The 22,867-nt window shown below is 28.3% G+C and carries 11 protein-coding genes and 1 pseudogene; 4 read left to right on the top strand and 8 right to left on the bottom strand.

The features are described 5' to 3' along the window. Positions 1-60: 60 nt before the first annotated feature. From GOQ20_RS01155 to GOQ20_RS01140, 4 genes and pseudogenes are all read left to right on the top strand, one after another. A complete protein-coding gene (locus GOQ20_RS01155; RefSeq protein WP_167845081.1) occupies positions 61-2,184 on the top strand; it encodes a HinT-interacting membrane complex protein P80 in 2,124 nt (707 codons plus the stop codon). Next, complete coding sequence (locus tag GOQ20_RS01150; protein WP_167845080.1) at positions 2,184-3,389, top strand: HinT-interacting membrane complex lipoprotein P60; 1,206 nt, start codon at positions 2,184-2,186, stop codon at positions 3,387-3,389. The genes GOQ20_RS01155 and GOQ20_RS01150 overlap by 1 nt, the downstream gene beginning before the upstream one ends. Positions 3,390-3,400: 11 nt before the next feature. Next, positions 3,401-3,718 (top strand): histidine triad protein HinT, encoded by a 318-nt coding sequence (hinT, locus tag GOQ20_RS01145; protein ID WP_167845079.1) that lies wholly within the window; start codon positions 3,401-3,403, stop codon positions 3,716-3,718. Between the two features lie 278 nt (positions 3,719-3,996). Beyond that, positions 3,997-5,670: pseudogene (locus tag GOQ20_RS01140) on the top strand (IS1634 family transposase). A 91-nt stretch (positions 5,671-5,761) separates the two neighbouring features. On the opposite strand, the gene GOQ20_RS01135 reads toward GOQ20_RS01140, so the two are convergent. The 8 genes from GOQ20_RS01135 to GOQ20_RS01100 all read right to left on the bottom strand — a co-directional run bounded on the left by GOQ20_RS01135 (position 5,762) and on the right by GOQ20_RS01100 (position 22,815). Further along, complete coding sequence (locus GOQ20_RS01135; RefSeq protein ID WP_167845078.1) at positions 5,762-7,099, bottom strand: ATP-binding protein; 1,338 nt, start codon at positions 7,097-7,099, stop codon at positions 5,762-5,764. Positions 7,100-7,199: 100 nt separating this feature from the next. Beyond that, a complete protein-coding gene (locus tag GOQ20_RS01130) occupies positions 7,200-7,427 on the bottom strand; it encodes a hypothetical protein (RefSeq protein WP_167845077.1) in 228 nt (75 codons plus the stop codon). 476 nt (positions 7,428-7,903) lie between these two features. After that, the gene (locus GOQ20_RS01125) at positions 7,904-8,866 is read right to left on the bottom strand and encodes an ABC transporter ATP-binding protein (RefSeq protein WP_167845076.1); all 963 of its coding nucleotides are present in this window, start codon (positions 8,864-8,866) and stop codon (positions 7,904-7,906) included. Continuing rightward, on the bottom strand, positions 8,866-16,935 hold the full coding sequence (locus GOQ20_RS01120) for an ABC transporter permease (RefSeq protein WP_167845075.1): 8,070 nt from the start codon (positions 16,933-16,935) through the stop codon (positions 8,866-8,868). Before GOQ20_RS01120 ends, GOQ20_RS01125 begins: the two co-directional genes overlap by 1 nt. 168 nt (positions 16,936-17,103) lie before the next feature. Beyond that, positions 17,104-19,170, bottom strand: coding sequence for an ATP-dependent zinc metalloprotease FtsH (ftsH, locus tag GOQ20_RS01115; RefSeq protein WP_167845074.1), 2,067 nt, complete (start codon positions 19,168-19,170; stop codon positions 17,104-17,106). Positions 19,171-19,200: 30 nt separating this feature from the next. Further along, entirely contained in the window at positions 19,201-20,079 is an 879-nt protein-coding gene (gene tilS, locus GOQ20_RS01110; RefSeq protein ID WP_167845073.1) for a tRNA lysidine(34) synthetase TilS, read from the bottom strand. Beyond that, positions 20,066-20,620: an aminoacyl-tRNA hydrolase gene (pth, locus tag GOQ20_RS01105; protein ID WP_167845072.1), complete on the bottom strand. Its 555-nt coding sequence runs from the start codon at positions 20,618-20,620 to the stop codon at positions 20,066-20,068. The genes tilS and pth overlap by 14 nt, the downstream gene beginning before the upstream one ends. Next, positions 20,611-22,815 (bottom strand): ATP-dependent DNA helicase, encoded by a 2,205-nt coding sequence (locus tag GOQ20_RS01100; protein WP_167845071.1) that lies wholly within the window; start codon positions 22,813-22,815, stop codon positions 20,611-20,613. Before GOQ20_RS01100 ends, pth begins: the two co-directional genes overlap by 10 nt. Between the last annotated feature and the right edge of the window lie 52 nt (positions 22,816-22,867).

Here is a 22,867-nt window from a genome sequence, read left to right as displayed (position 1 = left end):
TTTTAGTATAATTTAAATTAACTATTTAATATTTATAAATATTAAAAGATAAGGAGTAATATGGCAAAAAGACAAAAATCTTTTTTTGAAAGATTAGCTGAAAAAAATTCTAACCACGACTCAAAAAAACAAATTAGCACATCTCAAAAAAGAAGAAACAAGGGCACCATTGCTGCCCTTGCAGTTTTAGGTGTGGGTGTGGTAACAGCTATTGTTGTTCCGCTTGCTGTTAACGTAACTAGCGTAACTTACAACCAAGCTCTTGCTGGAAATACATCAGTAGCAACTTTCAATGGTAATAAAACAGCAAATTTAACAGTTGATCAAACAATGGCACTTTTAAATGATAAAAAGGTTACAACTGCAGAAGAACTTGAAAATCTTTACAAGCAAGCAATTTATTACTGATATGAAAAAGAAGCAGCAGCTTCAGTGCAGTATCAAGAACTTTATAATGCTTCTCTTCCAAGTGGAAAAAGTGCTAACACAGGAATTGCCCTTAAAAGCATTAGCGAAATTAGAAACACAAAACAAAAAATCATTAGCGATTTAATTAGCAACTTCAAAAAAGTTTATGGATACGAAAATTGAAATAGTCAATTTATCAAAACTATTCAAACTGATAACTATGGAAAAAGCAATACAGAAACTGAAGCAGTTGAATATTTAACTTTTAAAGAAATTGAAGATATTGCTAAAAACAGTTTTAAAGTTGCAGTAACTACACTTGATAAATCAGAAGTTCAAAGAATTGCTAATAAAACAGTTTATGCAAAGGATGCTTCAGGAAATCAAATTAAAGATGCTAATGGACAAGCTAAAGTTCTTGTGCAAAAAGGGGACAATCCTTTCCCATGACTTAAAGAAAACACAAACTACTTCGTTGGTGAAAATGGTAAGGTAACTACTTTCTTAACTAAATCATTTATTGAATCAAGAACGTCTGCTGATGCATACTTAGAAGAATTTTTCAATAACAACACACTTGTAATTAACACTGAAGTTTTATTACCTGGGGTTTATAATGCTAACTTGGATCTTCCATGAACATTTAGTGATGAAGCGAAAACTCAATTAATTAACTTAAACAAAGTTGCAATCATTGATTCAAGTGATAATGCAAATGGTTTTGAAATCGTAAATAACTTAGACGTACTTAAAGGTTTCAAAAAAGCTGAGCAATACCTTGCAAATAGTTCAGAAGCAGGTAAAAAAGCTAAAACTCAATACGAAACATTCCTTAAAGCTTTAACTCTTTCTTCAAATAATAATCTTGGTACAAATGGAATTCAATCTTACTCAAGCATTATTTCTTCAGATGTGAAAACAGCTTTAGCTATGATTTCTGATCAAGTTTTTGAAAAAGATACAAACAAATTACCTTCAGTTTCACTTGCTAACCTTTACACACTGCCAACTGTTAACGAGGAAATTAATCAAAAAATTGCTAAATTAATTGAAGAAGCTAAAACCATCACCGATAAAAATCAAGCTGCAAGTAAAATCGAGTTAATTAACAGAGAAATTGAAAGTTACATCAAAAACTTATCTGCTGCGCAATGAAACGAATACATTTTAAGCACATTTAATAAAACTTTCAATATTGAGTTAAATGCAGAAAACTTCCAATCATTTGTTTATAGAGTAGATGAATTTGCTGATGCTAAATTAGTTCTTACAGATAAAGGGATTAAGCTTGTTAGAACCACAACCATTGATTCATTAGATAATCTTAAATACTACGTACATGAAGATTTAAAAAACATTGCTAATGGAAATAAATCATACTTTGATATAGTTTCTAAACTTACAAGCACTCAAAACAAAAACCAAATTATTGCAACAACTCTTAAGGAAGCAGATTTCATTGAAAGACTTAAAAAAGAGAAAAATCCATATTCTTCAACTTCAAATGCAAATTACACCCAAGATGATATCGCTGAACTTCAAAACAAAAACAATTCAATTCTTCTTGTTGATAAAAACAAAAACTTCATTAACTCCTTAGTAGAAACTTCAAAATTCATCTCAACTTCACTTGCCAACCAAAGCAATTATAACTTTGTGGTTAAAGATGGAATTATCAAAATTGCTTATAACTTAACTAATTCAAATTACAGTGAATTATCAGCAATTGACACAATTTCAAGCGTTATTAAATCAAAAATGAAAGTAGGTAATTAATGGCATTTTCATTCAGAAACAAACTTGCTCCTCTTGCTTTAGCAACCGTTCCCGCAATAGCTCTTGCTTCTTGTGGAAGAACTGAGGATACTACAGCAAAAGTTGAACAAGATGCAAAATTCAAAAACGAATCAATTAAAAAAGTAATGGAAAGCTTTTGACTTAAATCAACACTTCAATCAATTTATAACACAAGTGATGATTTAACAAAAAATGACCAATACCTTAATGACGCTTTTTTAGCTTACAAAGCTACAGTTTCTTATAACAACATCTCTAACCCATATTATTTATATGAACAAATTAATAGTTGAAATGCCGATGGAATTTTTACAGCTGCAGAAAATGAAGCTTTAAATTCACTTAGATTATCAAATTCAAATGTTAATAAAGAGCAATTTAAAATTATTTTTAACAACAATTCAACAAACATTGATCAACAAGTAAATAAGCTAATTTTAGTGTTAAAATACTTCCAAATTAGTTCAGATGAACAACTTAAAAAAGTTAATAACAGCTTTGAAACAAACAAAGAAAATTTTCAACACGATCAATTTAACCTTATTTCATATGTGTTAAACAAAAAGGTTGCTCAAGTTTGAAATTACAAAAGTTCTTCTTCAGATGATATTTTCGCAAATAGCGCTAGAACTATTTCAAATGTTTCAGATTACTTAAACCTTACTTTAAATTCTTCAGTTAACCAAAACAAAGTTTCTGTCGATTTATTATTTAACTCACAAAATAGCTTTGAATTAAAATTAGGCGGATATTTAGGACTTGTGGATTCTTCAAAAGTGAATGCAGTTCTTAACTACACAGTAAGTGATTTGAAACAATCAACAATTAATACAAGTGGTTTTTATGATTTTAGCAATAACAAAATTGTTACAGTTGATCAAAACGAAACACTTGCTACTCCAATTGCTGCTTCAAATGACGGAAGCACAATTAACGTAGTTTACTTAAACCAAATTGTACCTGTTAAAAAAGATGTAACCGAAGGTGATAAAACAACTTCAATTCTTTCATTTGATAACACAGTATATGCTTCTGACCTTACAAAACTTGAGCTTTTACTTGCTTTAAGTGATAATACTCTTTATGGAGTTGCTCAAGAGGCTTTTGTTAAATTAGGAAATGTTTTAGAAATCAAAAACGACACAATTAAAGAAACATTAGGTAATTTATCTTTCATTAAATAAGGAAAAAAGTTATGGCTTCAGTATTTACTAAAATAATTAACCGTGAAATTCCTGCTAATATTATTTACGAAGATGATCGTGTAATAGCATTTTTAGATGCTTTCCCATCGACTGAAGGTCACTTTTTAGTAGTTCCTAAAATTGAAAAACCTAACCTTTTAGAAACTTCAGATGATGATTTTGTTTATGCTATTTTAAAAGCAAGAGAACTTGCTAAAAAAGAAGTATTAGACAAAGGTAAAACAGGATTTAAAATCTTAATAAATACAGGTGCTAGTGCTGATCAAACAGTGTTTCACACTCACATTCACGTTATTCCTTACAAATAATTTAGATTCTCCTACTTATAGTAGGAGATTTTTTATAACTAATATTAATTAAAAAGTGAATATACCTTGAAAATAAGGATATTCACTTTTTAATTAATCTTATTCTTCTTTATCCATGTTCTCATTAATTACTCAGTATCCGGTTTTTCCACTTCTTATATATTCGATTTCCTGCGTTTCCCACTTAAGTGAGTTTTTTTACATTTTCGCAGCAGTACATATTTATCTAATAAATATGTAAAAAACCTAGTAATTTACTAGGTAAAATATGATATAATATGTGCATGCAAGCAAAAACAAAAGAAAAAAGAACATGAATATTGTGTGTTTCTAAACAAAAAGCAGGTACATATATACAGGTCGGGTGCAGAAAAATAAAAGGTACAGGATATGAAACTAGATTTGGGATTGGCTATGAACATGACTTTGAGAAGTATCAAAAAAATTCAATTGAAAAAATCAAAATGCTTGTTAAAGACATACCTTTAACAACTCCCAAAGAAGAAATTATTGAAATTATTAATCAAAAGTTTAAAGAAAACAAAAATGATCTTGTTGAATATAGAAAAAGATTTAAGGGATATGAACTTGTTTCTTCGTTGGTTGATCATTTTGACATTTTTAAAGACTGTCATAAAACAAAATCAGTAAGTTTAAAAGAAGTTGTGATGCAACAAATTTATCAAAGATTAAAAGAGCCATTAAGTATTTTAGGCACTTTCAATAGTCTAAAAAAAGAACAAGAATTTGTTTATTCTAAAAATTCTTTTTACAGATCGTTAGATTACATCGCTGAAAATAGGGGGCAAATTTTACAAAATGTAAATTCAGTTCTTGTAAATGAACACAAAAGAGATGTAGAAATCATATGATATGATTCCACCACTACTTATTTTGAAACTTTTAGTAGAGAAGGGTACAAAAAACCTGGTTATTCAAAGGACGGTAAGTTTAAAGAAGATCAAATTGTTATTGGGATAGCAACTGATTCAAACGGAATTCCACTACATTACAAAGTCTTTCCTGGGAATACAACAGATGCAAACACATTCATCCCTTTTGTCTTGGAAATTCAAAAAATATATAAGATAAAACAAATTACAATTATCGCTGATAAAGGTATGTCTTTAAACAAAAACATCAGATTTTTAGAGTCCAAAGGTTTAAAATTCATTATTTCTTACCGGATGAAAACAGGAACAAAAGACTTTAAAGAATTTGTTTTAAACCAAGAAGGTTATATTCATTCTAAAACCGGTTTAGTGCATAAATCAGAAGAATTTCTTTCTCAATATAGAAACGGTAGAATCAATGGAAAAATAAGAAAAAGAATCATTACTTTTAGTAAGAAGAGAGCAAGAAAAGATGCAGAAGATAGACAAATTTTAATCAATAACTTCCTCAAGAAAGCTAAAAACGGAAAAGTTTCTTATGAAGATATTGCAGGCGGGAAGAAATATAGATTCTTTAAAGCTGTTGACAAATCTGGTTATTATGAACTTGATAACGAAAAGATTTTGCAAGATGAAAAGTTCGATGGATATTATGTTTACGAGACAAATAGATATGATTTAACTCCTGATTAAATTGTAGATTTATATGCAAAACAATGAAAAGTTGAAGAGAATTTTAGAAGCTTAAAGAGTAGATTAGTTCTTAGACCCATGTATTTATCAAGTTGGAAACACATTACTGGTTATATCTGTCTTTGCTTTTTAGGTTTAGTTTTAATGAAATTCTTAGTTTTCAAAATTAATGATTTAATAGGTTTATCTCAAAAAGATAAATTTACAGAACATAGATTAAACAAAATGATTAATGACATTATAGAAGTTGAAGAAAAATTCAACAATAAAACAGTCAAAATTTTCGATATTAAAGATAAAAGTTTGGAAGATAGTTGAAATGACTATCTATTAATTCAAAAAGTTTTAGAAATGATTAAAAAGTAAAAATAAATATCCGCTTCAAACGGATATTTTGCTTTTTATACTAGCAAGTGGGAAACGCAGGAAAATAAGGATATTCACTTTTTAATTAATCTTATTCTTCTTTATCCATGTTCTCATTAATTACTCAGTATCCGGTTTTTCCACTTCTTATATATTCGATTTTATCCTTTAATCTTAATATATATATTTCTCTTCTTATTGTTCTTGGAGATACCTCTAGAATTTCAGCCATTTCATCTATGGTGATTCTAGGGTTTTCTTTCATCAGAAAGATTATTTTTTCTGAACGTTCAAGTTTTTTTAGTTCTTCTAAATCGTTAATATTGTTAGGTTTTTTTTGGCTCTCGTCATAGTTGCGATTAAACAAGGTAAGTGATATACCATTTTCAGATATATAATAAGTGGGTTGTTTTTCAAAACCTTCATAACCTTCAAATATCTTTCTTACACCTGTTGCATAGTTTTCAATAAGACCGATTTTGTCTAGCACATTTACAATTATTTTGTTTCTTTTAGCTGTAAAACCTTCTTTTATATCTTCTAAAGTAAGATTATCTGGTAGTCCACCAGGAGAAAAAATTTTCACTTTATCATCAAAGAATTCAATTTTAATATCACCAGTTAACGAATAATCTCTATGACAAAAACAATTTACTATAGCTTCTCTCAAAGCTACTTCGGGTATATCTAAATATTCATTTCTTTCCGGATTTCCATTAATAGTTATTTTCTTTCTATTTAATAAATTAGAAAAATAAATCATGTCATCTAATTGTTTTACTATTGACCCTGCGAATTCTTTCTTATCTAAAAAAACAGAAACTTTTGAGTCTGCAAATACAGCAAATTTACTAATTGTTGGGTTTTGATCACTAAAAAGTAAAGCAGCATTATTATATTTATTATCTTTATTAATTAAAGATAATGCTATAGGGTTAAATTTAAGCCCTTTTTCTTCAAATTTGTTTTCAAGATATTTAAAAGTAAGCTTGTCATTATTAATTAAAGTAGACTCAAAGTTATTAGGTTTACGATTAAAAAGCATTTTTTTAACTTCTTCTAATTCTGCTCTTCTTTTAGTGCTTCCCACTCTAATATAGATACCTTTAGAATTAAACCCTTCACCTTCTTTATAATAATAGGGTTTGTTGTTTCCTTCTAAAATTTTTATCTTAAATGAGGAGTCATCAGAAATAATCTCCACAAAGTCTTTAACATTTTCATTAAATGCATTGGTGATTCAATTTGAAATAATTTCTTCTCAAAATTTGCTTTTCTCTTTAATTAAATTTAAATTAGGAACACCATTATCATCAACACCTAAGTATATTTCTCCATCATTACTATTTAAAAAAGATACCATTTCTGCTTTTAGTTTATTGTGTTTTTCAGGTATATCTATCTTGAATTCAATATTTTTATTTTCCATTTTAACCTCTTGGATATGCAAAACATCTAAAATAACGTTCTCTATATTTATATTCTAAAATAAAAACATATATTTTTATTTATAGATTATTAGTTTTTAGTTAATTTCTTAAAAAATAACTTAAGGTTGCGCGATTAACAAAATGCTTTTTGATAGCCATTTGTGCGGCCATTTGTGCGGCCATTTGTGCGGCCATTTGTGCGGCCATTTGTGCGGCCATTTGTGCGGCCATTTGTGCGGCCATTTGTGCGGCCATTTGTGCGGCCATTTGTGCGGCCATTTGTGCGGCCATTTGTGCGGCCATTTGTGCGGCCATGTTGGGTGACATATTGGGTGACATATTGGGTGACATATTGGGTGACATATTGGGTGACATATTGGGTGACATATTGGGTGACATATTGGGTGACATATTGGGTGACATATTGGGTGACATATTGGGTGACATATTGGGTGACATATTGGGTGACATATTGGGTGACATATTGGGTGACATATTGGGTGACATATTGGGTGACATATTGGGTGACATATTGGGTGACATATTGGGTGACATATTGGGTGACATATTGGGTGACATATTGGGTGACATATCTTACATTGTTATTTAAGGTTAACGAATTTCAAAAAATAATGAAATTTTTATTTTATTTTTATATGTCTAAATTAACACAGTAGTACAAAATATCATTAATTTGTATTTATATATGTTTCATTTATTGCCACTCTTTTCAAAAGCGAAAAAAAACAAATACACCAATATTTAAGGTATATTCGTTTATTAATTAATAATTAAAGGTTACATTAATCTCACACAATATCTTTAGGGTGTGTTGGTTTTTTGTTCACTTTAATATCAGTGATTTTTCCATCTTTTACGCGAACAACTTTATCAGCAATTGATTCAATTGAAGGATCGTGGGTAACCATAACAATTGTGGTTCCATATTTTTTATTGATGTCAAATAAGTAAGATAAAACAATTTTTGAAGTATTTGAATCAAGAGCTCCAGTAGGTTCATCAGCAAAAATAATTGATGCATTTTTAGCTAAAGCTCTAAGAATGGAAATACGTTGTTGTTGTCCCCCTGACATTTGAGAAGGATATTTATCTTTAACTTCTTCCATTTCAAATTCTTTAAATAAATCGTCTAAATTAAGTTTTTTGTCTTTGTTTTTTTGTAAATAAGCACCAGTTTCAACATTATCATAACCTGTAAGGTTTTGAAGTAAGTTATAGTTTTGGAATATGAAACTTACGTTTTCTCTTCTAAATAAGGTTAACTTTACATCAGATAAATAAGGGAGATTAGTGTCACAAACAATAACATCTCCTTTACTTGGTCTATCAAGCCCAGAAATAAGGTTTAAAAGTGTACTTTTACCACCTCCAGACTTACCAAAGATTAAAATGAATTCACCTTTTTTAATCTCCATAGAAACATTTTTTAAAACCCTAGTAACCGTATTACCTGAAAGATAATATTTACTTACATCTCTAACTTCAATAATGTTTCCTTCATTGTTTTTTAAATCAATGTGATCATCTTTTGGTCTTTTTTGATTAGCTGCTTTTCTTAATTTTTTAGCTATTGATCTGTCAACACTTATTTTATTTGTTCCTTCTGAGGAATCAAGAAAATTAAATACATTTTTCTTTGTAATTTTTTCCTTAATATCTTTTTTAGAAATAACAACTTCATCAGTATTTTTTTCAGAAGTCTTTTCTTTCTTTTTGAAAATTTTTAATATTTTGTCTAAAAACATTATTTTCCTTTCAATAAATCAATAGCTTTAATTTTGTTTATATTTAATCAAGAAATAATTGATGTTACTAAGAACACACCAAATACTGTTGCTATTGTTAATGCAACGTTTCCTATTGTTAATGTTAAAGGTATTGTGATAGAAGCTGCCACAGTTAAGAATTGCGAGAATACACCCATAAGCCCAACTGCTATAGGCATAGCTAAAAGAACAGCTCCGATAATAAATGGAATGTAAATCCCAAAGAACATAAAGATTTTCTCTTTGTTATTGTATCCTAAGATAGATCAAATAGCTATGTTCTTTTCATTTTCATTAATTAAGATTGTTGAAATAATAATAAGAATAACAATTGAAACAATGAAACTGATAATTGTAATTAATGTAACAATAATTTGCACTGTTTTAGCAATTGTTAATGTAAATCCAATTTCCATTTCTTTGGAGTCAATTGAAGAAGCAGTTGCTACATATAATTTATTTTCGAAAATCTTAGCAAATTTATTAATTGCAGTTCCTGCTGACTTTTTCATCTCTAAGTAGTTTTCTTTAACTGATTGAGTTTCAGGATCAAAGTCTTTATTTAAGAATTTAGCAATCTCTACATCTGTATAACCAAGTTTTGCCATTTGCCCTTCAGAACGTAAGTTATCAACTGTTGAATGAGTTGCAAATAATCCGTCAAAAAGATCAGAAATAACATTTGATGAAATACCGTTAGTATCTAAAGTATCAGCAGCTGGTGAGTATCCTGAAATTGAGTAAAGTGCAGTTGTTCAAAGTAATTGTTGAGGCAATTGATCTTTTGATAAGATACCGTTAAATGGTTCAGATGTAATGTTGTTTTGAGTTTTTGTAAGTGAAGCAAGTCCAGTAATTATATCCGCAATTGGTTTAGGAATAATAAATTCAGTATTAATAAATGTTGGGTTAATACCTATAACTTTGAATTTGTATCCTTTAATTTCTTCCACTACTTCTTCTTCAACATTTTCATCAGTGATAACTTTTTCTTCTACTGGGTTGTAAATTTCTGCATTAAGTTTTTCGGTGTATCTTTCAACATTGTTAAGAACTGGAAGTTTTAATTTAGAACCAACTTTTAGTCCAAATTTGTCAGCAGAAACTTTATTAATTACTATTGGTAATTCTTTTTCCATAAGTAATTCAGCTTTTTGAGCATTAGTTAATGAAGAAGGAATTGTTTTTTCAAGCTCATATCATTGTTTATAAACAAGATCAAGCAAGTTATTGTCATTATCATCAATTAATTTAATTTGTGATGAATTTTGTTTATATCCATATAACTTAATGTTTTGTTTTTTGTATTTAGATGCTACATATGAATAAGTTTCATCTTTAAGTGGATTAAAATAAATTCCGTTAAATGCAACAAAGAAATCAGTTACAAGATCTGAAACTCTAGTTCCACTATTTTCTTTTTGTTGGTTTTGTTGTGAAAGTTTTCTGTATCCATCCACAAGGAATTGACGGTATTGATCTCTATGACTTGAAGTAGAGATAATATCGTGAATATAATCACCTTCTGTTGGATCATATCTTAAGTATAAGAACTGACTTTCTAATGGGTTATTTTCATTTTCTAAGTAGTAGAAGAAATCTCTCTTGGTAAGTTTTGTTTTTGCAACGTCATATTTATTTGGATTATCTTTTTCATAAACAACTCAATCTTGAGTTTTTTCAAGAGCATGTCCAACTAAGTTTCTAATTTTAAGAATCTTAGATTTTTGAGTGTCTGGAAGTGAGTTATAAACTAATTTTCATGGGTCAATACTTACTGAAGAATCAATTTTAACATTAACTGAAAATTGCGAAATAACATGTGGATCAAAAATAGTTGGATTACCGTTTTTGCCATTTGCGTTAACTGCAGTTGAATATCCAGGTGCAAAGTAATCACTTTGGTATCAGTTAAGTTCACTAACATCACCAATTGTTGTATATAAAGAATTATCTAAATGTTGAACATAGTAAGGATTAAATAATCCCCCTTCTTTAGTTGGTGTTTCTAAATCAAATTTGTAGTTATAACTACGGTTTTTGTAAGTTTTTTCAATTGATTTTTCAAACACTCCAAAGGTTGCGAAACCAAAGATAGTTGTAATACTTGCTAAGATAATACTAATTGCAAATGAAGCAAGTTTTCAGAAACTATTAAATACAAGTGATGCACGAAATTTAGTTTTAATATTTGATTTGGTTCATAATTTTTTATATTGGTTTTGAAGTTCACCAATATTTAAATCAACAATTCCACTCATTAAATCAATTGATTTATATCTAAGTGAGTAAAGTGAAATTGCAATAATAAGAAGCGACATTCCAATTAGCGGCACGATAATTGAGACACTAAATGAAACAATTGAGAAATTAAGTGTGGTAATTGGAACTGTTCAATAGCTACTTAAAATATTAATTGCTGAAGCTTGGAACATAAATCCAGTTAAGTAACCAATTACACCACCAATAAGTACTGAAAATACAGCAAAAGCAGTCATAGAAATTGAAATTTGAAGCGGTGTATAACCTTGAGCCACTAAAATACCAATAACTTTATTTTTGTTAGAAATATAACGTTTAATAATAAAGATAATTGAGATTCCAACAAGTGCAATTAAGATACCAATTAAAATATTTGAAGTATATGTAACTGATGAAATAATTCCCGCTACAACTGTAATTCTTAAGCTTCTTTCTGGGTTAATTGGATCCAATTGATCTTTTCTAAACACCCTCTCAAGTTTCGCAGGGTCATTAACAGCTTGATTTACATATTCTCTTGTCTCTTTAATCACTGTATCAAGGTCTTGATTCGGTTTAGTTTTAGCTACTAAATACTCTTTAACCACATTTCCACGGTAGTTTTGTCTAATTCTATCAAACCCTTTATCATTTAAGTAAACAATAGCTTGGTTTTTGGTGCTTACTTGCAAGTTGTTTTCATCAATTACTGGATAAACATAATCATAAGTAATATCATCACCAAGAATTAAGAATTTAGTTCCATCAACTTCAAGTAAGTATTTTTTATCTACATTTTCAATTAACTGTACCATTCCAACCGGATCTTTAGGTAAATATCCAGCATAAATTTCTTTGTTGTTTTGTTTAAGTCAAGCATAATTTACTTTTGCAACATAAGCACTTGCTTGGGTAAATACAAGTAAATTATTAACTCTTTGAAGACCTGTAATTGAGTTCATTGCGTTAAGCATAATATCAACTAAGTTAATTCCAAAAACAGACATTTTGTCTTCTTTGTATTCAGGTAACTCAGTTAAGTTTACAAAATAATCATTATCAATTGCAATTGCAAAAGTAAAATCATTTTCTAGTACAGGTGTAATTACTGAAGGCTGGATAAAGCTATTAATAAACTCAGAGATTTTTTCGTCTCCTTTATTTACTAAATCTTCAAAATTCACGATTTTGTGGAGTAAAAGGAAAGCTAAATTTGAAATTGATTGATTTCCAACGTTGTTTGTGTTAGTTAATAATCAAACAATAAACTGCGGAGTATTATTAAGCAATAATGAGTTAAATAAAAGATTATTAAGACCTAAATGTTCAATTGATACTGTGTAGTAATCATTATTGTAAATGTAATCAATTGTGTTTAATTTTTCTTTAATTACTCTTCTTTGCATTACTCCATTAAGGAAGTTGTCAATAATTACAGATAAAATGTTGTTGTATTTTAAAGCATATTTATCAATTTTTGTAGTTTCTCCAAAGTTTTGGTACATTTGTGAAACACCAATGTAAGCAAAATCATTAGTTATGTTTAATTCATTTTCTTTAATTCATTTTTCAAATTCAGGGAAATCTCTGACTAATTCTTTTAAATCAGCATTTACATATTTCCCACTTGCATCTTTAGCGAAAAACTCATCACGCATTTTAAGCGGAGTTGCAATTGAACGAGAAACCCCAAAACCTGTGCTTTGATACTTGGCAATATTTTGATCAGATCCTTCAAAAAGATTAAAGCTATTAAATGAATCTAAAACACTTTGTTTATTCGCAAGTGCTAATAATCTATTAGCAAAAGCAGTTCTTCTTTCGTAACTAATATCTTTATTTTTAATAAAAATACTGCTTCAGTTTTTAAGAATTAAACGACTATCTTTGATTGGAGAAAATCCAGGTGTATATGAATTGTTAGTAAGTTTTTTAAGTAATTTATTAAGAATTGATCAAGTGAAGTTAACTTCAAAATAATTAGAGAAGTTAGCATAATAATTCATTAAATTACCAATTGACATATCACTATGAATTTCTTTTAAATCATCAATGTAGGTAAATGTATCAACAAATGCTTGTCAATCGCTAAATGCTTTGTTTTTAGCATCACCACTTAAAGTGTGATCTTTTGTAAGGTTAAAGAATTGTTGAGCAATAGCTCTATCTTTAGATGAAAGGTTGTTGTATTCAATTGAAGTTACATTTTTAAACTTATTAATAAAGTAATTAACTTTTTCTAAAGTATTATTTGTTGATGGACTAGCTGGCGTATTGGCAACAGGTGATTCAGAAGAATTAGGTTCTGCATTTTCCGCAGGTCTGCTTGCAGGACTTATAAAAGCAGAAACTAAATCAATAAAGTCTAATTTATCTGGATCTTCAATCGGGAATGAAATATATGTATTATCATCAATTCTAATGCTATCACCTTTAGATGATAAGTTAAACATATCAATAATACGTGTTTTGATATACTTATCTGAACCAGGCATACTGAAAATTGATTTAATAATTGTTGAATAAATATCAATGTTATTAATTGAACCTAAAGCATAGTATTTAATTGTTTTTTCTTTTGTTTTAGTAAGGTTATTAATTTGTACATTTTCAACATCATATGGAGAAACAGTTAATTTTTCTCTAAGATTTGATGAAACAATATTTAAATCAATTGTGTCAATTAAAAGTTTAAGTTGTTCAATGACGTTAGAGAACGCTTTTGTAGGGTCATTTTCATAAGCATTTGCTTTTTTAATAATCTCCTTAATTGAAGCAGGTAAATTAGTTAAAAAGTTTGCAAGTAAACTATTTGGATCATCTGCATTTAAAATCACATTAATATTAATGTTATTTAAAATTGAGTTAATTGATTTCTTAAGTTCATTTTGATCAAAACTTTCGATAGCTCATAAAATAATTTCAACACTACTTAATTTTCTCTTGTATGATTTTCCGTTAAAAAGGTGCTCTTTATCATATTCGTTATCAAAGAAGTTTTTTAATTTAGATCCATATTCCTCAAAGTTAAATGAATTGATAATTGCAATTAGACTATCAATTAATTTAATTGGTTCTTTAACTAAATAAGCTAATTTAGCAACCGGGATAAACATTGAAGCATTTTGTCCACTGATTTTTTCAATAAATTTATAAAGATTTTCAACTTGACCAATTAAGTAATTTCTTTGGTTTTCTAAACTTCCTTGTTCAAGAATAAGTTGTTTTACTCTACTTAAAATTGATGTCACAATTTTAGTTAAATAATCACCATTTGGAGAATGAGATAGTTCATAAACTAAATCAAGCGCCATTTTAGGAATAACAATTAAGTTGATATTTCCAGTACTAAAAATCTTAGCAAAGTTATTTTTATCAATAACTGTTGAAATTGATTCAATTAATGTATAAACTTCTTCTTTGCTTAAGAAACCTTTTTTAACTAAATCAGATTCAAATAAGTATTTTTGAATGTTTACAAGTCCACTTCTTAATGTGTTTTGATTTAAAGCTTCATTAATAATTTCGATTAATGGACCTCTAAATGCAAAAGGAATGTAAACAGTATTTGGATATTCTGATAATTTTTCAACCCATCCTTGCGTATTTAAATATTTGTATCTTAAAGTGAAATTATGATCAACAAAATATCTATAAAGTTCTTCATGTGTAAGTGAACTAATTTGTTTTTTAGGAATATTTACATTTTCTCAATGATCAATTTGATCTGGATTGTTTGGATTATAAATTGCTCTTAATAAGAATAAAGTATCATATGAAGTTCATGCAACTCCATAACCGTTAAATTGGTTATATGCTTCTTCTGGTAATCCATTTTTACCAATATAATTTGCTAATTTATACACTTTAGCATTGTGCAAAATAGAAATTTCATTATTTGAAGGGTCAATGATTTTAACATCATAAAAATCAAAGTCAGCTAGGATGTATTCATTAACTGGGTTAACGTTGTCTCTAGTACTACTGATAATTTCTTTAGCAATAAAAGGTGGTAATTCTTTTATCATAAAGTAATTATCTAATGCAACGGAAATTTCATTAAGATCTGTTTTATTAGTTGCTTCGTTGATTAATTTATCAACATTTAGTTTAATTCCGTCAACTTTATTATCTTTATCTCCGGTGTCAATAAAGTGGAAAACAGATTTTTCCCCTAAGTTATTTACAGAATCAACTGTTATTGTTTTACGTTTACCAATATTTGCTTCGCTTACTTTTTGAACTAAATAATCGTAAATACTCTTTTTGGTGATGTTTAATGCACCATCTTTAATGATCTTAACTCTTTCATCCACATTTTGCACATTAATAATATCTTTGTATCAATTATTAATGTTGAAATTTACATCTTGAGCTCTTGCGCTAAGATTGTCAATTTCTGCTATTGTTTTAGGTTCGCTTAAAATATATGAATTATAGTTGAATTGAGCTATATTTGGGTTGAGAGGTTGCTCAGACATATTAGCTAATGTTAATTTATTTTTTTGAGTTTCCTCAAATGAAATGATGTTATTATTTTCTGATTTTAAAATTTTCTGATTGTTTACACTTCCATCCTCATGGAATTTAATGTTATATGAAAGTGTTTGTTTACTTCAATATGAAAAATCAGAAAAATATAGCGGTAAGCTTCCATTATTTTCTTTTTCAATCCCTTCCATAAAAGTAGCGTAAGTTCCATTTCATCTACGCTTATCTTCGGGTGTATCATAAGTTGTTGTATAGTGTTTTCTTTGTCAATACACTAAGTTTTCTTTTTTAACTGCTCATTGAACAGGAAGTGAAAAGTCAATGTTTTTTCTAAGTGTATATTTTTCAATTGAATCATGATCAACTGAAGCTTCTTTAAAAATATCTGAATAAGGGATATTAAGTTTAATTTCTTTTTCATAAAAATCAGAAATGCTTTCATTCCCACTTATCGAAATAAGAATAGGTGATTTTGTATTATCTAACTTGAAAATAAAGTTAGAGTCATTATATTTTGAAAAACCTAATTTTTCAACATAATCAACCGGACTAACTTTAACAGCATTATCTTCTATATCTCATTTTTTACCAACGTTATAATCAAATGTTGCTTGTTTAGTTTTAACGTTAATAAAAAGTGTTGACATTTGAGAAAGAATTGGTGTTCTTTCATTTTCAGAACTAATAGATGCAATATCTTCTAATTTATATGCCTTATCAAGATGGAAAACATCACTTCTTTGTAAGGTATATCTTTTTTCATATTTCACAAATTCTTCACCATTTTTAACAAAAAGGTCTGTTTCAAAATCTTTAGTTAATCTAAAGGTTTTTTCTGGGTTTTCAAAATTGTAAATAACAAATTGATCAACATTATTTTTTTCAATAAGTTCTGTTAAAGTTGATTTTTTAATATATTTATCTTTTAAGAAGTTGTCATTTTGAATAAAATTATCCATCTTAACATATGGAGTTTCAATCGCTTCTATATCGATTGAGTCATAAATCTTACGATAATTTGGCTCAACATAATTTAAACCTTTACCAAAAAATGGTCCTCCTTCAATTTGGGTAAGACCGTTAACAAAATATCCATTGTTATAGATGTTTCCGCTAAATGGCAAGTTTAAATCTACTGTAAATTCGTGTCCATTTGAAATTTCATCATACTTTTTGTATTGTTGTTTCATTGATTTGGACATATCGTGTAAAAGAGTAAAAATAGCAGATGAAAGGAAAACCAAAATAGTAAGTCCTGCAACTGTTGCTTTATTCTTTATAAGCGATTTGAAAACTTCTTTGAATAATCTTCACATATTACACTCCTAAGTTAAAGTGTTTTTTATAATTAATTTATTAATTATATAGTATTTTTAGAAGATGTAAAAAGTCATAAAAGTATCTCTGATGGCATTTAATTTTGTTCCCTTAGCTCAATTTTCAAAGAAAAACAAATATGCCTTTAAGACATATTTGTTTTTTGATTAATTAGATTCACTTTTTTCTTCTTGAGCAACTTCTTCATTTGATTTACTTAATTGTTCAGCAACATCTGTGTTTTGAACTTCTTTAGCTTCAGAATTATTTTCATTTAATAAATCATCTAAATCAAATGGTTCTTCAGCTACTTTAATTTGCTCTTCTTTTTTAGGTGGTAATTTAAGGTTTTTAGCAATGTAATCAATTTCTTCAGCAATAATTGTTTCTTGCTCTAATAAAAGGGTTTTGATTAACTCTAAAAGTTCTCTATTTTCATTAATTGTTTTGGTTGCAATTTCTTTAGCTTGGAAAATAATTTTTCTTACTTCCATATCTATTTCGTGGGTAATTTGGTTTGAAATACCTGAGTTTTGAGCCAATGTTTTACCAAGGAATGGACTACCTTCTTCTTCCATATATTTAATTGGTCCAAGGTCACTCATACCAAATTCAGTAACCATTCTTCTTGCTATATTTGTGGCTTTTTTAATATCATCTGAAGCACCTGTTGTGATGTGTTTTTCACCATAAATGATTTCTTCAGCTGCTCTACCACCCATAAAACTTGCTATAGAAGCTAAAAGTTCTTGTTTGGTGTAGTTGTATTTTTCATTTTCAGGCATCATTAAGTTATATCCGCCTGCTTGTCCACGAGGAATAATTGTAATTTTTTGAACTTTGTTTCCACCTGGTGTTCTAATTCCAACAACAGCATGACCAGCTTCATGATAAGCAACAAGTGTTAATTCTTCTTTAGTTATTGTTCTAGATTTTTTAGCAGGTCCAGACATAACTCTATCAATAGCTTCGTCAATTTGTGCAAGACTAATTAAATTAGTTTTTTCTCTAATAGAAAGAAGTACAGCTTCATTAATAACATTTTCAAGTTGAGCACCTGAGAATCCAGGAGTTCTTCTAGCAACATTATTAAAGTGAACATCGCTTTCAAATCTTTTTCCTTTTGCATGTAATTTTAAGATCTCTTCACGCTCTTTAACATCAGGAAGTCCAACAGTAATTGTTCTATCAAAACGTCCAGGTCTAATTAAAGCAGGATCTAAAACGTCTGTTCTGTTTGTTGCAGCAATAAATAATAATCCTGAGTTTTCTTTGATTCCATCCATTTCAACAAGAAGTTGGTTAAGTGTTTGTTCACGTTCGTCGTTTCCACCACCAATTCCACCACCTCTTGTTCTACCAATAGCATCAAGCTCATCGATGAAAACAATAGCAGGAGCATTTTTTCTAGCTTCAGCAATTACTTGTCTAACCCTTTTGGCTCCCATACCAACAAAAAGCTCAACAAAGTTAGAAGCTGAAACAAAGAAAAACGGTACATTTGCTTCACCAGCTGTAGCTTTAGCAAGAAGTGTTTTACCAGTTCCTGGAGGACCACCTAAAAGGATACCTCTAGGCATTCTTGCACCACTAGCTTCATATTTTTTAGGGTTTTTTAAGTAATCTACTATTTCTTTAATTTCTTCAATTGGTTCTTTATTACCTGCAATATCACTGAATTTTTTATCTGATTTAATCAATTGTGCAGGTGATTTGTCTTGTCCGCCAAATCCAGAAGCTCCACCACTCATTCCTCTTAATGATCATCTTATGATAAAGTAGAATAATAATAAAACAATAATTTGTGGTAATAAACCTCTTACAAAGAAAGAAACAAATCAGTTTTCTTCAGTAACACCAACTGATGAAAGACCTGCTGATTGAATTACTTCATTATTTTTTAAGTATGAAAAAGCAGCAGAAGGTATACTTTCATATCCAGCAACACCTAAATCTCTATAGTTACCATACGCGAGGAAATTAATGGTTTTTTGCCCATCAACAAACACACCGGTAAACTTATTAGTAAAAGGATCTACTTCTATTTTTTCAAAATATATACTGTCATTTGGTTGTTTTGCAGCGTTAGTAATATAATCTACTAAAGCTGAAATACTAATTTTTTCTGGTGTAGTTGTGAATAGTTTGTTAACAATCATATAAATCATTATTCCAACGAAAGTTAAAATAAGAATGATCATTAGCACTCTAATTCAATTTAATTTAAATTTCATTCTTTTCCTTTCTATTTTAAATATAAAATATTATAAACTTTTTACTAAAAAAAAGCAAAATCCTTTATTTTTCACCAAAAAAGTGCTTTTTGATAATTTATAACTGCTTGTTCTTTTTTTAGAAAGTATGAAGTCTTTAATGCTTTGTATTTTTCCACTTGATAAATTAATGTTTTGTGTTTGAGAATTTACAAAAGCATAAATGAGGTGATTTTTATGTTTTAACGAAGCAAAAGCATCTTGATTAAAGTTGCTTTTTTGTCATTTTTTAAATGCTTTAGCAATCTTTCTTTCTTTAAAACTATTTCAAAAATTAAGTAGTTTAATCTTTAAATAAAATAAAGTTTTGTTTCAAATACTTTTGTTTTTAAGTCTTATTGCATTCCTTGTATATTTGTTTGAAGCATTTGAATAATCAATTGCATAATCTAGTCCTAATTTTTCAACTTTTGCTTCAATAGATCTTTTTCAATATTTAAACAAAAAAGGTCTATTGATGTTTAAATCAAAAGCTTTGCTTTCTTTTTTAATTCCGTAAAAAAAACGGAATTTTTTTTTATCTAATTGCATCTGAGCAGTTTCTATAAAATCATCTTTATGATGCGCTGTTAGAACTAAATCGCACTTTTGTTGCTTGCAAATAGTCTTAAAAAATTCATAACGCTGAATTCTTGCTCAGTTTTGGAAGTTATTTTTGATGTGGTCATTTTTGCTTAATTGCAATGAATAAAAAGGTATTTTTCACAAAGTGCAATACCTTTTAACAATTACTTCATCATTATTACTATCTTCTCTTTGGTGATAATTTACATGAGCTACAACAACATCTTTGTTTCGATATTTATAAAGAAGAAAAATACTATCGGGACCACCACTAACTGCAAGTAAATATTTTTTATTTTTTAGCATTATATTTATTCATTATTGTGAGAATATCAGTAAATCCGAATAAAACTGAAGCTTCAGCTGCTTTTTGAATTACTTCTTGGAGAATTGTAAATTCAGTTGCAGTAAAGTTTCCTAAAACAAAGTTTTTTAATTCACCTTTTCTTTCAGGTGAATTGATTCCAATTTTTAATCTTTTAAAATCTCTTGAACCAAGTTGAGTAATTACATCAATTACACCATTGTGGCTTCCACCACTTCCACCAACTTTAATGACACTTTTACCTAAATCTAGGTCTTTTTCGTCATGAATAATCATAATATCATCAGGATGAATTTTATAAAAGTTAGCCACTTGAGAAACAAAAAGACCTGATTTGTTCATAAATGTGGAAGGCTTACCTAAAATAATGTCATCGCTTTTTGCTATTTCACCATTAAACTTTGATGATTTAAAGTTAACATTTAATTTTTTAGCAATTTCATCTACCGCTAAAAAACCAGCATTATGTCTAGTGAATTTGTATTGAGAACCTGGATTGCCAAGACCGACAATTAATTTCATTCTTTCTCCTTTTCTAAAATAAGTAATTGAAAGTTAGTTAAAATTTCATTTTTCTTTAGGTAACTTGTGTATAAAGTTTCTTCTATTGGTACATTTATTGATGTAACGATATTTAAGGTTTTTTTAGCACGAGAAGCACCTGTATAAATAAGTTTTTTATTAAGCATAAAACTATGTGAGTCAAGAACCAAGAAAATAACATGATCAATTTCGCTACCTTGGAATTTATGAACTGTAATTCCATAAGCTAAACTAACTTCGTTTCTAAATTCTGAAGCGGTGTATTCTAAAAAGCGATCTATGCCGTTGTTTGAAAATTTAACAGTAATTGTTTCAGTAGTATTTTTGTTTTTTGTAAAATCGACAATTTCCCCTATATCACCGTTATAAATATTATCTTGAGTTCTATTTTCTAATTGAATAACTCTATCTTTGAGTTTAAAAATTATTTCTCTACCTTGTTTTTGTGTCTTAAGAACTTCTTGTGAATCTTTATTTATAGCGTTTTGGATTTGGTTATTAAGTTCAATAAGTCCATAATCACCACGATAAGTTGGAGCTAAAACAATGGTATTTTCTATCCCATCTTCTTGAATTAACTTTTTGAATAATTTTGTAATGTTTTGAACTAAAACACTTTTGTCTCATTCATATAAATTAACAATTCCTTTTTTAAACTTAGGTAACTGGCCTTTTTTAACACTTTCAAAGAAATTAAAAATGTCTATTGAATCACTTCTGAAAAACTTAGTTAAATAATATGTTTTAACAAAATCAATTTGAATCATTTGTTCAAGCAAATTTCCAGGCCCAATGGCTGGTAATTGATTTACATCACCAAGTATAATTAAATGCTCTAAATTTGAACAAGCCTTAAGTAACTTTTCAAAAACATTGATATTAACCATTGAAAACTCATCAATGATTAAAACTTTAATTTTGTCATATTCATCACTTGAAATATCAACTTCTTCATTTTCATCTTTAATTTTTAATAAGCTATGAATTGTTCTAACTTTATCATCGATTTTTAATGACACATTAGTGGAAGCTCTACCAGTAGGGGTTAAAATGTAATAATCCTTTTCATTTTTTAAACCATTTTCTTTAAGGGTTAAATTTAGGTATTTAATAATGTAGCTTTTTCCAACTCCAGGGCCACCACTAATTATTGAAACATTATTTTCTAAAGCTCCAAAGTATGCATTTTTTTGCTCATCTGACATTGATGAACCTTCAATTTTAGAACTTGTAATGTAGTCAAGTTTTTTAGCATTATTAATTTGATATAAACGTTTTAAAATATAAAACTCTTTTTCGAGAGTAACTTTTTTAGAAAAGTAAAATTTGTCATTAACTTTTTGAACAATAATATTGTCGTGATTTAGCAGTAAGTTGCATGAATCAGTGAAAAAATCATGTGAAATGTTCAATTTAGAACGTAAATTTCTTTCAACTAAATCATAAGGAATTAAAGTTGAATTGTTCATTTCTTCTTCTGAAATAACGTTAAAAACAAAAGCTTCAAAACGAAAAAGACCAGTTTCTTGATAACCGATTAATAAAGCAAACTTATCAACTAGTTCAAAAGGAATAAAATCCTTCATATATAAGTTATAGACATTGTTTTGTTTATAGTGTTCTTCGAAATTTATATTTTCACCTTTATGCTTTTCTTTCAGAAATTCATAAAGTTTTTGTAAGTTATTAAGATAGAAAAATTTAATATTACTTTTTTCTTCTTCACTAATTGATAAAAGCGATTCAATTTCACTTCGCTTATCAACATAATGCTGTTTTAAGTGTTCAATTTGAGCATCAGTTAAAAGAAGATGAAGTTCGTTAGGTTTTTCGTCTTTGATAAAATTTGCAATGTTTTGTCAAATTTTTTCACCTTGAGCTTGGACTATTTTTTTTGCCGTTACTAAACCAATCCCTTTAACGTTTTTAGAAATATAGTCGACTCAATCAATTTCCTTTTCTTTGATACTTGGAACAAAAGAAAGAAGTTTATAAGTTCTATAACCTTCGTTTTCAGCTAGCTCTACTTCATATTCTTGATAAAGAGAAGGGATGTTAGTTCCTGCAAAAACGACTGCTTTGAACTTTTTATCTTGTGAAACAAAATTAAAAAGTGCTCAATTATTTCCACTTTTTATTATTTTAAAAAAACTACCTATAACTTTTTGAACCATATTATTTTAATTATATAGATTATATTGATTTACCTTACAAATATTAGAGTTT

Source organism: Mycoplasmopsis gallinacea (assembly GCF_012220205.1).
GTDB lineage: Bacteria > Bacillota_I > Bacilli_A > Mycoplasmatales > Metamycoplasmataceae > Mycoplasmopsis > Mycoplasmopsis gallinacea_A.
Note: the sequence above shows the minus strand (reverse complement) of the source record. Positions and strands in the feature narration are given on the sequence as shown.